The 12,489-nt window shown below is 52.0% G+C and carries 11 protein-coding genes; 3 read left to right on the top strand and 8 right to left on the bottom strand.

From position 1 onward, the window contains the following. On the top strand, positions 1–251 hold a 251-nt coding region (locus VI895_05515), incomplete at its 5' end, for a hypothetical protein (protein HLG19258.1). A 737-nt stretch (positions 252–988) separates the two neighbouring features. On the opposite strand, the gene VI895_05510 is transcribed toward VI895_05515, so the two are convergent. The 4 genes from VI895_05510 to VI895_05495 form a co-directional block, all read right to left on the bottom strand. Beyond that, on the bottom strand, positions 989–1,780 hold the full coding sequence (locus tag VI895_05510; protein HLG19257.1) for a M48 family metallopeptidase: 792 nt from the start codon (positions 1,778–1,780) through the stop codon (positions 989–991). Continuing rightward, entirely contained in the window at positions 1,764–3,287 is a 1,524-nt protein-coding gene (gene proS / locus VI895_05505; GenBank protein ID HLG19256.1) for a proline--tRNA ligase, read from the bottom strand. The genes VI895_05510 and proS overlap by 17 nt, the downstream gene beginning before the upstream one ends. 105 nt (positions 3,288–3,392) lie before the next feature. Beyond that, positions 3,393–3,986: a hypothetical protein gene (locus VI895_05500; GenBank protein HLG19255.1), complete on the bottom strand. Its 594-nt coding sequence runs from the start codon at positions 3,984–3,986 to the stop codon at positions 3,393–3,395. Positions 3,987–4,010: 24 nt separating this feature from the next. Beyond that, on the bottom strand, positions 4,011–4,502 hold the full coding sequence (locus tag VI895_05495; protein HLG19254.1) for a hemerythrin domain-containing protein: 492 nt from the start codon (positions 4,500–4,502) through the stop codon (positions 4,011–4,013). A 250-nt stretch (positions 4,503–4,752) separates the two neighbouring features. On the opposite strand from VI895_05495, the gene VI895_05490 reads away from it, so the two are divergent. Together VI895_05490 and VI895_05485 are read left to right on the top strand one after the other, a co-directional pair. Next, entirely contained in the window at positions 4,753–5,082 is a 330-nt protein-coding gene (locus VI895_05490; GenBank protein HLG19253.1) for a type II toxin-antitoxin system RelE/ParE family toxin, read from the top strand. 1,335 nt (positions 5,083–6,417) lie between these two features. Beyond that, positions 6,418–7,164 carry an RES family NAD+ phosphorylase gene (locus VI895_05485; protein ID HLG19252.1) on the top strand — a complete coding sequence of 249 codons (747 nt, stop codon included), beginning with the start codon at positions 6,418–6,420 and terminating at the stop codon, positions 7,162–7,164. A 105-nt stretch (positions 7,165–7,269) separates the two neighbouring features. On the opposite strand, the gene VI895_05480 is transcribed toward VI895_05485, so the two are convergent. The 4 genes from VI895_05480 to VI895_05465 all read right to left on the bottom strand — a co-directional run bounded on the left by VI895_05480 (position 7,270) and on the right by VI895_05465 (position 12,122). Continuing rightward, a complete protein-coding gene (locus VI895_05480; protein HLG19251.1) occupies positions 7,270–8,367 on the bottom strand; it encodes a hypothetical protein in 1,098 nt (365 codons plus the stop codon). Continuing rightward, the gene (locus tag VI895_05475) at positions 8,327–9,298 is read right to left on the bottom strand and encodes a hypothetical protein (GenBank protein HLG19250.1); all 972 of its coding nucleotides are present in this window, start codon (positions 9,296–9,298) and stop codon (positions 8,327–8,329) included. The genes VI895_05480 and VI895_05475 overlap by 41 nt, the downstream gene beginning before the upstream one ends. Positions 9,299–9,637: 339 nt before the next feature. Then, positions 9,638–11,095 carry a hypothetical protein gene (locus VI895_05470; GenBank protein HLG19249.1) on the bottom strand — a complete coding sequence of 486 codons (1,458 nt, stop codon included), beginning with the start codon at positions 11,093–11,095 and terminating at the stop codon, positions 9,638–9,640. 19 nt (positions 11,096–11,114) lie between these two features. Then, on the bottom strand, positions 11,115–12,122 hold the full coding sequence (locus tag VI895_05465) for a hypothetical protein (GenBank protein HLG19248.1): 1,008 nt from the start codon (positions 12,120–12,122) through the stop codon (positions 11,115–11,117). Positions 12,123–12,489: the final 367 nt, after the last annotated feature.

The following is a 12,489-nucleotide window of genomic DNA, read 5'->3' as shown; positions in this document are numbered from 1 at the left end:
ACGACTTGTTCGCTGACTGCGATCCTGAGGAGGCGCGCCGAAAAGCGCGCCTCCGCGTATTGATAGGTGGGATATCCGGTTACTGGCAGGTCTCGCCGACTGTCTGGACGCAATCGGAAACCTCGTCAATACCCGTGGCGTCGCTGGGACAGACCGAGTCGTCTTTACTCGATACCGGGCATCCGATTTTGACCGAACCGGTTTCATCCTCAAAGTCGCCGCACACGGTGGTGCAATCTGCGTTCGGATAAAGCGCGAGGCAGACAACATTGCCACCATCTCCATCAACTGAGATGTCGTCGGATGTTGTGCCAAAGTAATTACAATAATTCCAAGTCTCTACATCCCCGCTCGAATTAGAACAGCTCCCATTTTCACACTGGATGCTAGTTGACGTGTCGCCATTGATGCTCCCATTGCAAGTGAAGGTATCTTGGCCGCCACTGTCCGTCGGACACGTAAACGAAACATCGTTGTAATTTGATTCATACTTCGTACCGTCTCCGCTAAATGGTATCGTGCCACTTGCAGTACATGGATCAAAATCCCCAGCATCCGAAGCACACTTAAGGTCCCAGATAGCCTCGCTGGAGCTCGTAAACGTAACGCAGCTCTCGGTGAACGCCTGACGGCTCTTTCCAAATTTAGGGATTCGTCGAATATTTAGCTTTCCGGAAGCCAATGGAAGTCCTTCGACGGCGAGCCCCGCATCGCCGGAGGCGACGTCGAGGGAATCGTTCACCACTTGCGTTGCGTTCGCGTCCGTTATCGCCCCGCTTGGGCTCTCAAACGTCGACGTCGACGCATTCTGCGAGCCACCGCCATCGTCGCTGCAGCGCCACAGAAAGAGTGCGACCGCCAGAACCGAACAACATAAAGCAATACTTTTCATGCGTGATTTCCTCCCCTGAAGATGGTGGCCGGCAAAATTGGATTAAAAAGATTAGGCGGTCGCCGTGCGTTAAGTCAATAAATCCGTACCAAGGTTTCAGATCTTCTCCCCCGAACCATATTTCTGGGAGGCGGTTTGGTAGCGCCGGTTGGCTTCAGCGAGATGATTTTGAAGGTCGGAGATCCGTGTCGTGGTTCCGGGATGGGTTGAAAGAAATTCCGGCGGCGCTCCGCCGGAGCTTTTGGAAAATCTTTTCCAAAATTGAATCGACTCCTGGGGGTCATACCCCGCCCCAGCCATATATCGAAGACCGACAAGATCCGCTTCCGATTCGTGATCGCGGCTGTAAGGAAGGATGACGCCGACGGTGGCCCCCGCGCCCAGGAGGCCGATGATCGTGTCCCTCTGAGCCGAGTTCCCCAGCGATATCTCCGCCAACGAAAGCCCCAAATTCACCACCATCTGCTGGCTGATCCGCTGTCCGGCGTGCCGAAGGGTGGCGTGGGCGACCTCGTGCCCCAGGACGGTCGCCATCCCCGCTTCGTTCATCATGTCGGGCAGGATCGCGGTATAGACGGCGATCTTTCCTCCCGGCATGCACCAGGCATTCTTTTCTTTCGACTCGATCAGCTTGAATTCCCATTTGAAATCGGACCTTCGGGTCTGGGCGGCGATCCGCGTGGCGACACGGCGCAGAAGATCGTTCAGCCTCGGATCCTGGTTGATCTTCGATTTCGCCAGAATCTCCTTATAACCGCCCGCGCCGAGTTGGTTCTCAAAACTTGGAGAGGTCAGAAGAAGCGCGGATTTTCCGGTCTCGGGGATCTTGACGCATGAGACGAGGCCGACGAGAAAAAGGACCCCCGCGACGTCAATACGCTTTGGCAAATACCACACGTTGCGAGCTCGGCTTTCCGCTGAACAGACACTTGCCTTTTTCTTTCGCTTCTTCGAGGGGGATGCAGCGTAGGCTGACCTTCAGGCGTTTCAGAATTTCTTCCGTGTCGGCCTCTTCGGACCAATGGCACAGAGCAAAGCCTGCATGGATCTCCGGCTTTTCCTCGTTCTTCGGCGTGAAAAAGGCTTCGAATTCCTTGAGGGAGTCGATTTCCTTTGTCATCGATTTCCGAAACGCCAGAGCCCGATCGAATAGCCCGGTCTGAATTTCATCCAAGAGTTCGCCGATCGTGGCCACGAATTTTGCGCGTGGGACGCTCGTTCGTTCCGTCGGCGACTTATCCCGCCTCGCCATAAAAACGGCGTCTGATTGAATGTCGCGAGGGCCGATTTCGAGGCGTACGGGGATACCTCGTTTAATATGCTGCCAGACCTTCTCTCCCCCGCGCAGGTCGCGCCGGTCGAGTTCCACCTGCACGTTGCCGTCGGCGTACTTCTTCTCACTCAGTTCTTTAGAAAGTTTCTCGCAGTAGTTAATCACCGTGTTCTTCTCCGAATCGTTTCGGTAGATCGGAAGAAGAACCACGTGCTTGGGCGCCAGGCGGGGAGGGAGTACTAACCCGTCGTCGTCGCTGTGGACCATGATGAGCGCTCCAACCAGGCGGGTCGTGACCCCCCACGACGTTGTCCACGCATGTTCGAGTTTTCCGGCTTCGTCGTGAAATTGTATTCCGGATGCGCGCGAAAAATTTTGCCCCAAGAAGTGCGACGTGCCGGCCTGCAGCGCCTTTCGGTCCTGGACCATCGCTTCAATGGTGTACGTGCTTACAGCTCCGGGGAAGCGCTCTCCCGCCGATTTCTCACCCTTGATGACCGACATGGCGAGATATTCGTGGGCGAAGCGTTCGTAGACATCGAGCATTCGAAGCGTCTCTTCGACCGCTTCATCCTTCGTGGCGTGGACGGTATGCCCCTCCTGCCAAAGAAATTCGGTCGTGCGCAGAAAGATCCGGGGGCGCATCTCCCAGCGGACGACATTGGCCCACTGATTGATCAGTACCGGGAGATCCCGGTACGATTTCACCCATTTGGCGTACGAAGCTCCGATGATCGTCTCGCTGGTCGGCCGGACGATGAGCGGCTCTTCCAATTCACCGTCGGGCACCAGACCGCCGTTCGGACCCGCCTTGAGGCGATGATGCGTGACCACCGCACACTCTTTGGCAAACCCCTCCACATGCTCGGCTTCTTTCTCCAGGTAACTCAGCGGAATAAAGAGGGGGAAATACGCGTTCACGTGGCCGGTCTCCTTGAACATCCGGTCTAGGACCCGCTGAATGTTTTCCCAGATGGCGTAGCCCCACGGTTTGATCACCATGCAGCCGCGAACCGGCGATATCTCGGCCAGATCCGCCGCTTTAATCACCTGTTGATACCACTCGGGATAATCCTCCTCGCGGGTGGGGGTAATGGCGTTTTCCGGCTTTTTTGCGGGCATACGAGCCGATTATTCCCCCATAACCTTTGTGAAATCGCAAGTAGTTTGGTAGCGCGCGACCGAGGGAGCGTTCGGAGCGGGCGGAATGCCCCGAAACGAATTCAGTCAGAGATTCTTTGCGGCCAGAAAGCCGTCTCGAATTCCGTCTTGGAAAAACTGATTCGTCACCACGCGAAAAGCGTCTTCCTCATCGTACGTAAGGAAGTTGACCCACGCGAACGGCAAGAGAACGATCCAGCCGAGACCTTTTCGCCGGATCTCGTATTCATAAAGTTTCACCGGCTGTGCGTCCCGGTAAACCTGATATCGGACGATAAAGCCGCTGCTCCCGGAATAGGCCGGCGGGATCAAGAGAAATGAGAGTGCAATATATCCCCAGACCAACGATCCGATCGAAGGGTCGTGTTGTTCGACATCGACTCTTACGTACAGACCTTTGGACGGTGTCGCGGTGACCGCTTCGGTTTGAGGAAAGATCGAGTTTTTCGCCATCATGGCACGCAGCTCGTCGTACCCCCCGAACGTCAAGCCCCCGAACGATCCCACGGAGTAAAACATTTTTTCCGGGCGGGTCGGCGGAGTCGGTTTTGCATCCCAGGCCTCGGGCGGTTTCACGCGGTACGTAAAGATCAGGCAGCCGTTCAGCGTGGCGACCAGAGCCAAAAGGAGCCCGAATTTTCCGATGACCTTGGCGTACATGTCCTGAACCTAAGCGAAAGTTCCTTAGGACGCACGAAATCGCTTCATCAGTTCACCCGTCTTTGAAGCGGAAAATAGTTCGTCGGCCATGGGATAGTAGACGTGTTCCTCTTTCATATTGTGATCCTTGAGGATCGAGAACATCTCTTCCAGATCGCTCGCCGCGCTCTTCAGCGCTTCGACCTTTGGTTCCGGATTCGAAAGTCTCTGATTTGCGGACGCCTTGAGCCTCCGAATATCCTCGTGTTCCAGCCGCATCACGTAGCCGGGCCCTTCCTTAAGATCCGGCCTGGTCTCCTCGACCGCCGGGAAAAGAAGATCCTCCTCCCAATGGATATGTCGCTCGAGGCGTTTATCGAACATCTGGAACTGGCTGCGCAGCGATTCAACCAAGAAGGGCCTTCCGTCGGTCACCATCCGGATCTCTCGGCGAAGCGCCATAAAGATCTCGTCGATCTCCCGATGATCTTGCTGAAGAAAAGTTTGAATCCGGCCCGTTTCAGATGTCGCTTCCATCCCACCCTCCGAAAAGAAACGTTAGGTATCACGGAATTTACGAATCGGCTATATGGCCTGAAGGGTGATCACGGAAATAAAGACAAGCCGTCTAGAGGCGAAGGAGTGCTTCAGGAGTCGCAGGATGCGTTCGGTAAAGCTAGGAAGATTTCATAATATCCCGGAATCGTTTAAGAAAAGGAGCATTGGGGATGGGCTTGAAACAGGCGAGGACATGTGACAGTATATTTACAGTCACGCCGGGTGCCGAATGAGGATCCTCCAGCTTCCGGCGTTTCGTGAGGAAATGGCGCGTTTCTCTGAGGAGACGCGGGAGGATATTTGGTTGCTTGTGGATCGATTCCTGAAAAGGGAGCGATTGCCGCACACCTCGTTTAAGACCTTCTCGATCGACAAGCAGACTAGAATCCAGGAGTTTAAAGTGAAAGATTACAGAGGAAATTGGCGCGCGATCTCGTGTATTCACGAAAAAGAACTGTTGGTGTTTGTATACGCCTTTCATAAGAAATCGCAGGCGCTTCAGGAGAAGGATAAGCGAGTGATTCGACAACGGGTTCAAAGGATTCCTTATGCGACATAAGAAAAAAAGAGGGCTTTCGATAGAGGAGCTAGCGAAAGACTGGGGGGTGGATGCGCAGACGGTTCGGATTAAGGGCGAGCTTGTGGAAGTGATCCGGCGGTACTGTGGAAGAAACGGAATTAGTCAACGTCGATTAGCCGCATTCGTTCCTGGATTAACCCAGGATCGCGTGTGGAGAATCTTTTCGGGTCAAGTCGGGCACATGACCATTGACAAGCTGGTCGCGATTCTTTCTGCCATCGGCTACAGAGTGCAGATTCAAGCACGTGCCGCTTAAGAATTCATAAAAAAATTATTATTATTTATTTTGTGGAGCGGAGAGGGGGATTCTCACCGGACGTTCACACGCGACAAGCGCTTAGACAACCCATCGAAATTTCGTGAATCATCGTGCGAAGTTCTTTGCGACGAGGTTCAGGCAGATCCGGGCCCGCTGGTCGCGCGTTGACGGGTGTTCTCACCCGCCCGCTCGCTTCACCGCCCCTGACGGGGCCCCGAAGCGAGCGGGGATTGTGGGCCTCTGCTCGAACTTTTTTCAAGTCCAAATTCGAGAAGTCGTGATTGCAAACTGCCTGCCTTCGTCGGGGCCGAAGACGGCCCCTCCTCACGCATGCAGTTTGCACGCGCGTGAGCGCTTTGCAAAAAACACCTTCCATGATTTGCGAGTGTCCTGCTAACCATCACCTTTCGCGCCAGCGCTTCGCGCTGTCACGAAAGCTGAACCTACGGCCATCGGCCGGCCTGGAACCCACCAACTTCGGCAAATTGGCGCGGGCGTTGATTTTAGCAGGGGCTAAAGGTTCCCCGCGCCACGCAGTGTTATTGATGGCAAAACAGCTCGTGTTTAATTAAAGTAAGTGGTTTTAATAACTTAGTGTATACGATTCTCCCAAAAGGCTGCCATGCTGTAGACAGATTTGTGTCAATTATGAGACAATTGCTAGACATAGTAACGCCATCGGCGTAATGAAACTGCGATGAACCAATCAAGACTGATCAGCGATGCTCAACGAAAGCTACCGTATTATGAGGGAGCCAACCTATCGTTGCCAAAATTTAGAAAATTCCTAGGTGCAACTCTTTCCGAGTTTTCCACACTTACGAACAAAAGCACCCGTACACTCCAACGGCACAAATTCGCGACCGCAGAAATGATTAAACAACTTCAACCTCTACTCTACAGCATTAGTCTTTTGGCCGAAATCGCAGAAGCCGATGAGATTAAGAGATGGCTTCACACACCCTTGAAGGAATGGCGCGGCCGTTCTCCAATGGATGAACTCACGCGGGGAAATTTGGATGGTGTTTTGAGTCTCATTGAAAGGATTCGCGCGGGTGAGGGAGGGTATTAAAGGTTCGTCAAAGCAGGTCGCACTGAACGAACCAGATGAAGTTGTCATAATTGGGAAACCCACGTCCGCACTTCTTGCGGAAGTCACCAATGAAGCAAAATCCGAGGAAAAGAGAATTGCAGAGCTCTTATCTAAGTTCCATTTTGATCCCAAGACTGTCCGCTCGTTCGACAATGATCCATGGGGGCGAGCAGTCCGCGACGAATATTCTCAAACTCCCTTGAGTACGGACGGAGCCGTTCGTCGAGGTGGCAGATTTAACTTTAAACCTCGGAGCGAAGTGCTAGCCGCGCGCGTCCTTTATGTTGGTGATTCAGAAAAAACGGCTCTAACCGAGTGTACGCACGGCCTCCGGCCCATCCACTCGTTTAAGTACTTTCCCGTCATCGTCGATCTCCAGCGCGTTTGGGATCTTCGTACGGCGGAAGCCTGTGAGACCAATGGAATCCAGCGAGACATCCTACTCAGCGTTGAACATGAAAGTTGGGAGTACTTCCAAGACGTGCTGATGATCCCCGCCTATTCCCAGAAAATTGGTGCCTTCGCGTTTGATCACTCTGAAATTGAGGCCATCGCGTATCCGTCCGCTCGCATTAACAATGGTGGATGTCTTGCGATCTTTCTGGACAAGTTACTTTTCGGATCAACGGTTGTTGTGGTCAACCCAGTTCAGGGCACGGCGGTTATTCGCTTTGATGGAATCAAACCCCTGAGTATCTCGACGGACTAGCCTGACTCAAGATCGGCTGCCTCGACGTCCGACCGATTATTGAGCACATTGGGCAAAAAGAAACTATCGTGGGCGCGCAGAAAAACGTCGATTGGCTCCGTATCCTTATTGTCTGTCAGAATTTCCCCGTACTAGCCTGATATACTTTGACGGGTCACCAACCGCGGTTTTGGGCGGACACTCCGTTGCATGTGCCTCGCAGGTCTCAACGCACCACTGATCCGGCATCGCTTCCAGTGGATTGAAAGTGGCCAACAAAGGCGTACATTCTACCGCGCCTTCTAGGCAACCTTTTCCACCCCCGTCTTGCTTCACGTTTTTTACCGCCATAATCTCGTGAGCATCTGTCGCATAATTCCAGACTACCGTCTCCTCCGTCCGAAAGTCCGGTATGTCACATCCCATATTTGTTTGCCTGGAAAACCGAATGAGGATTTGGTTTCGACCTACTCGTGCCTCGACTGGCTCCAACAGTGTGCCGGCAGCCGACTGGATGACTACGGACGCGACCGCTTTGTCTGGCCTTAGATACACAAGAAACACGCGGTAATCCTTGAGTTCTACCGTTGCAACGAGTTCGCTGGCTCCCATAAAATTATAGTGCAGCGATCGAATTGGATGGCCCTTAAGTTTGCTTACGTGACTAACGATCAGATTGGCCACACGCCAGCCCCGAAGAAATGGTTTCACGTTGGTATGCGATTTCGCTAATTCGGAAAGGCCGGCGGACAAGACCTGTGCCTTTTTTTGTTCGGATTCGACCCAGCTCTTACAGGTCTCAATCTTGGTGACGCAATTAAATCCCGAAGCCGATTCCACACCAGATGTAGTTGCCTCCTGGTCACAACAAACAAGATCATGAATAAACGTCACGGACGTAAAGCCAAGTTTGGGGGAGTTTAGAAACGAGCTCTCGATCAGCGCCGACAACGTCTCTTGGGATTTTAATTGCGCCTGCAGATTCTCGATTTCTTTCTGCATTCTAGCCCTATCATCCTTTACCGCTGCTAATTCCGCCTGAAGACGATTCATATCGCCCACGTCAACCTTCGCTTCTTCTTTTGGAGGTTGCTGGCAACCCAATACGGTCCAAACCAAGATCATTGCCGATAAACGCGTTTTCATACAGCGGTTGTCGAACATCTTGTTCCAATGCATCGAATTATCTCCGTCCCATTGGATGAGTAGCAAATTGATCACCATCGTAGCAGTAAATAACGGCGTCCCCGGGGGTGGTTATGTCAATGGCCGGGAAGAATTCCACGAGGCAATCGCCGCTTTTATGAGGCACAGGCACGCGCTGATCCAAAGTGTGTAAATCACCCACGCTTTCAATCCCGACCGTCTTAAGAATTTGTTCCGGCCCGAAGAGAACAACTTTGGCTTTGACCCGGTTCTTCTGACTAAATCCTTTTCCTGGGAACGCGAAGTCAGGAGTCCCGTTGCCATCAAAGTCGCCCTGTATACAGTAAACACCATTCTTCAAATCACCTGTCGTCCACCCAATCTCCTTCAATCCCGCACCGTTGAAAACAGCCTGCGAGCAATAACATCGGGGAACCGGGACATCCTGCCACTGTTTCGTCTCGCCCTGGGTCACAGTTCTCTGCAATACTTCCTCAACGTACCGGCAGTGTTTTTGAGATGCGCTGTCCTGGTTAGCCGGAGCCTTAGCGCTTTTGCGCGCCTTGCCCAAAGCCTTAATCGCTGTCTTTAGCGCATGTATGGGGCCCGAAACACCACATGAATCTTCTGAAAAAGTGCCGTCCCTTTGTCTCTTTGCGAATATGAGATATTCGGTTTTGAGAACTGGTGTGAACGGAAATGTCTGGCACATGGAGCTGATACCGGGCGTAGACATGGTGACGTTTTCCGCATCAATACCCTTCCAAATTTTTACGACTTGGAAAGTAACTTCCATCGCGCCTTCAATTTGTTCAGGCCGACCAAACTCAGCGTTCCAGCCAGGACCGGAAGCGGATACGAGCTTCCCTTGAAAAATGAGATCGGCTCGCCTGATTTCCTCCGTGAAGTCGCCCGAATGGCGTGGCGGACAAGTGCACGCTTGAACGTCTCGAAAAGCCATTGCGCAGATCATTGCCATTCCGATAAAAACTTGCATCAGAACTCTCATCGCTCAACCCTTATTTCAAAACGCCGTGACATCTCTGGCTAATTTTGTCCGAATTGTAAATCAGTGCGCGCATAAAGGAAGCTATCCCAACTTTACTCTACCAGTAGAAGCTAGCCGCCGCGTCCCCCGCACCCCGCGTGCAATCCGGCCTTCGGCCGACTGGAGTCTCGCACAAGCCCCCAAACCGAGTTACGGCGCGGGGCCCTTGGGGGGTTCCGGGGGGAAAAGGACCCCGCGCCGATATCTCCAATCCACAAGAATCAGCGTAATGGGGCAGTGAAAAGTTTTTTCGACCATCCAAAAAAAGGCCTGAGAAAATGAAAATCCCGAAATCTGAATTTACCTCGACTTCTCAATTCGCTCGGCCGGTTTATTACGAGGAACGATTCCCTGTTCCCTCAATTTCTTTTTCGCTCGCGCATTGAGTGGATAATGCGCGTGTTCACTCAATCTATTCAGCGTTTCAACAGCAATCTCGGGAGGGGTGTGTGGATTGTTTGCAACCTGGGCCACTACTTCCCAGGCATTATCCTTGCTCAAGTTGATCAACACTTCTGTGGGAGTATTTGCGTTGCTTGCGACGCGTTCTCTGACAAAGTTATATTTATTACTACTTAGCTGAGTCAAAACATCCGGCGGCGTATTTGTATTGGTAGCAAGTGAGACTTCGACATAACCAGGCGCGTGATGTGCAGCAATATCGCGGAGAATCTCAACGGGAGTCTGTTTGTTACCGGCTATGGACCTAAAAACCGCCGCTGTCGAATTAAAGTGGGGGAAGATTTTCACCCACCAGTTACCATAAATCGTTCTTATCTGTTCAGGTTGTGTTGCCATTTCTGCCTTTTTCGCGAGGTACGGAGGATAAAAAACTCTGATGCTCAGTGCGCTCACAACGGCGAGAATACACACGGCCATGATGATTTGCGGACGTCCGATAGAGTGAACTTTTTCGACGGCCTTGGATTCCTTTCTTTCTATGTAAAACATTATGGGGATGGAGAGGGCCCAACCCACAGCAAAGCCAACGGCTCCGACGATCGGAACAAGGATGGGTAAAAAGAAGAAGCCAAGCCCATGGTGTCCACCGCCGCTCTGAACCATTGTGAAAATCACAGCGGTTACGGCTATGATCGACCCGGAAATCCCTGTTCTCGCGCCTATTTTGTGGGTGTTGTCCCATTTCTTGGCGCGCCGAAAGAGCTGCCAATAAGCAACGGCGAGCAGAAGGCAGACGACCAAGGTTACAAAATTCCATGATAAAAAATACCAGAGCCCTCTCAAACTTTGTTTTACCTTCGCAACCTTATCGTTTGGATCGGGATACTCGATGGGATGAAGAAACATGCGCCCATCTTCTGTCCAGGATGTGGTCCGCCTTAAATTACCATCGATGTATTCTTCTTCGGAGGCTACTCGACCGTTAAGGTGCCAGCCGGTCCATTTCCCATCACGTTTTCCATTCTTAATGAACCCTTCAGACGATTTTTGTCCCGTGGGCAACCATTGGGTCGAGAGTCCATTCATTTGGCCGTCTTTGTATTCTGTTTCGGCCATTTTCTGGCCGTTGGCATAGCGAATTAGCCACTTACCATGCTTGATTGGATTACCGTTTGTATCCCCTTTTTCACACCACTCTTCTGTTCCAACGGCGACGCCGCCCTTCTTGATTGAGGACTCAGTTTTTTTAAACTCGGTGCCAGGTGGACACTCGAATTGCCCAGTTTGTGCAAATGGAGAAACAGCAGAAAACAGGCAAAACAAGAGTGAAAAGCATGGAATCCGAATCTCACTCATCCCCGTGTCCTCGCGTGTTTCATTGGACTTGTACGCGCGTGCTTGGAAGCGCTTTTTTTAATGCAGCCTCTCCTGCAATGCTGATCTCGGTGTTTCCAAGCCCAAGATACATGAGACCTGTCATTTTCTTTAAGTGAACCAGGCTCTTATCCGTAAGTTGGGGATTCCTTATTGTGACTCGTGCAAGGCGTTGAAGCCCACCCAAGTGTGCAAGGCCGTTATCGGAGAATGTACCTTCAATCAGATAGAGCTCCGTAAGCCGAGGCAAATCCCGTAGCACTCCTAGTCCGGCATTCGTAATTTTGGAGTTACTCACCAACATCAGGCTCGTTAACTCTGGCAACTCCTTAACATGCGAGAAACCGTTGTCTGTGACCTCCGTGCGTTTGATTTTCAGCTCGGTGACTCTGGAGAAGTTTTTTAACTGCCTCATACCTTCATCAGTAAATTGTGGGCCTTCCAGATAAAGGCTGGTTCTTTCACTTTGGCCCCGCGGATTGGAGAGATCAGCATCGGAAGCAATGGGTGGCAACATCATGGAAGCAAACTGAGTTAAGTCCTTTGCAACTTGTCTCTCGGCTCGAGTTTTTAAAAGTACATAAAGTGTCCCCACAGCCAACAGCGTTACTGCCAGAATCCAAACGGAAATTTTCACGTTCACAAATCGACGGTTAATTGCGTCCGTGTCCTTCCTATGCCGAAGAAACAGGAAAAATAGCGCCGCCAGCCAGCCCATGATGAAAGCGACAGCCGCAACCAATAAAAAAGCCTTAGGCATCAAAAAAAGTGCATACATGAGACTCTTCGTGGCAGCTAAAGAGACAGAGAAAATTACCAATGCTAAGCCGGCAGACGCAATCGCGTAAGTCAAGGAGTTTGGTTTGGGTTCTTTCCGAGATTTAACAAGCAGAAAAATCAGCAGTCCAAGACTCAGAAAAATTAAAACGCCAGACACAGGATCGTCGACGATCTGGAGAAAAAAGAGCAAGACTTCGGACTGAAATAAGGGGTCTGATGCTGTGTCCATTTTAACTCAAGAAATCATTTTAAGTTTACCAGACAACCTGTGCCTGACGAGAAATGGCCATGCCGATTACGCTGATTCTTGTGGATTGGAGATATCGGCGCGGGGTCCTTTTCCCCCCGGAACCCCCCAAGGGCCCCGCGCCGTAACTCGGTTTGGGGGCTTGTGAGAGACTCCAGTCGGCCGAAGGCCGTAGGTTCAGCTTTCGTGACAGCGCGAAGCGCTGGCGGTGCGCCCGGTATGGGCAACACCTGGTCGGTGGAATGCCGACCTTAGCCCTGAGAGGAGGGAATAAGTAGGCGGAGCCAAGGGTGCCCAAAGAAACTTCGCACCAGCTGCCCGAGGAGGGAGAAAACGGTCGGTGCGAAGC

The organism is Bdellovibrionota bacterium (assembly GCA_035292885.1).
In the GTDB taxonomy this organism is placed as follows: Bacteria; Bdellovibrionota_G; JALEGL01; order JALEGL01; family DATDPG01; genus DATDPG01.
This window is presented reverse-complemented; position numbering and strand designations above follow the sequence as displayed.

Excerpts from the sequence above, each read along its gene's own strand:
- VI895_05495 (HLG19254.1), bottom strand. The coding sequence starts at position 4,502 with ATGGAAGCGACATCTGAAACGGGCCGGATTCAAACTTTTCTTCAGCAA.
- VI895_05490 (HLG19253.1), top strand. The coding sequence starts at position 4,753 with ATGAGGATCCTCCAGCTTCCGGCGTTTCGTGAGGAAATGGCGCGTTTC.
- proS (HLG19256.1), bottom strand. The coding sequence starts at position 3,287 with ATGCCCGCAAAAAAGCCGGAAAACGCCATTACCCCCACCCGCGAGGAG.
- VI895_05480 (HLG19251.1), bottom strand. The coding sequence starts at position 8,367 with ATGGTGATCAATTTGCTACTCATCCAATGGGACGGAGATAATTCGATG.
- VI895_05500 (HLG19255.1), bottom strand. The coding sequence starts at position 3,986 with ATGTACGCCAAGGTCATCGGAAAATTCGGGCTCCTTTTGGCTCTGGTC.
- VI895_05470 (HLG19249.1), bottom strand. The coding sequence starts at position 11,095 with ATGAGTGAGATTCGGATTCCATGCTTTTCACTCTTGTTTTGCCTGTTT.
- VI895_05475 (HLG19250.1), bottom strand. The coding sequence starts at position 9,298 with ATGAGAGTTCTGATGCAAGTTTTTATCGGAATGGCAATGATCTGCGCA.
- VI895_05465 (HLG19248.1), bottom strand. The coding sequence starts at position 12,122 with ATGGACACAGCATCAGACCCCTTATTTCAGTCCGAAGTCTTGCTCTTT.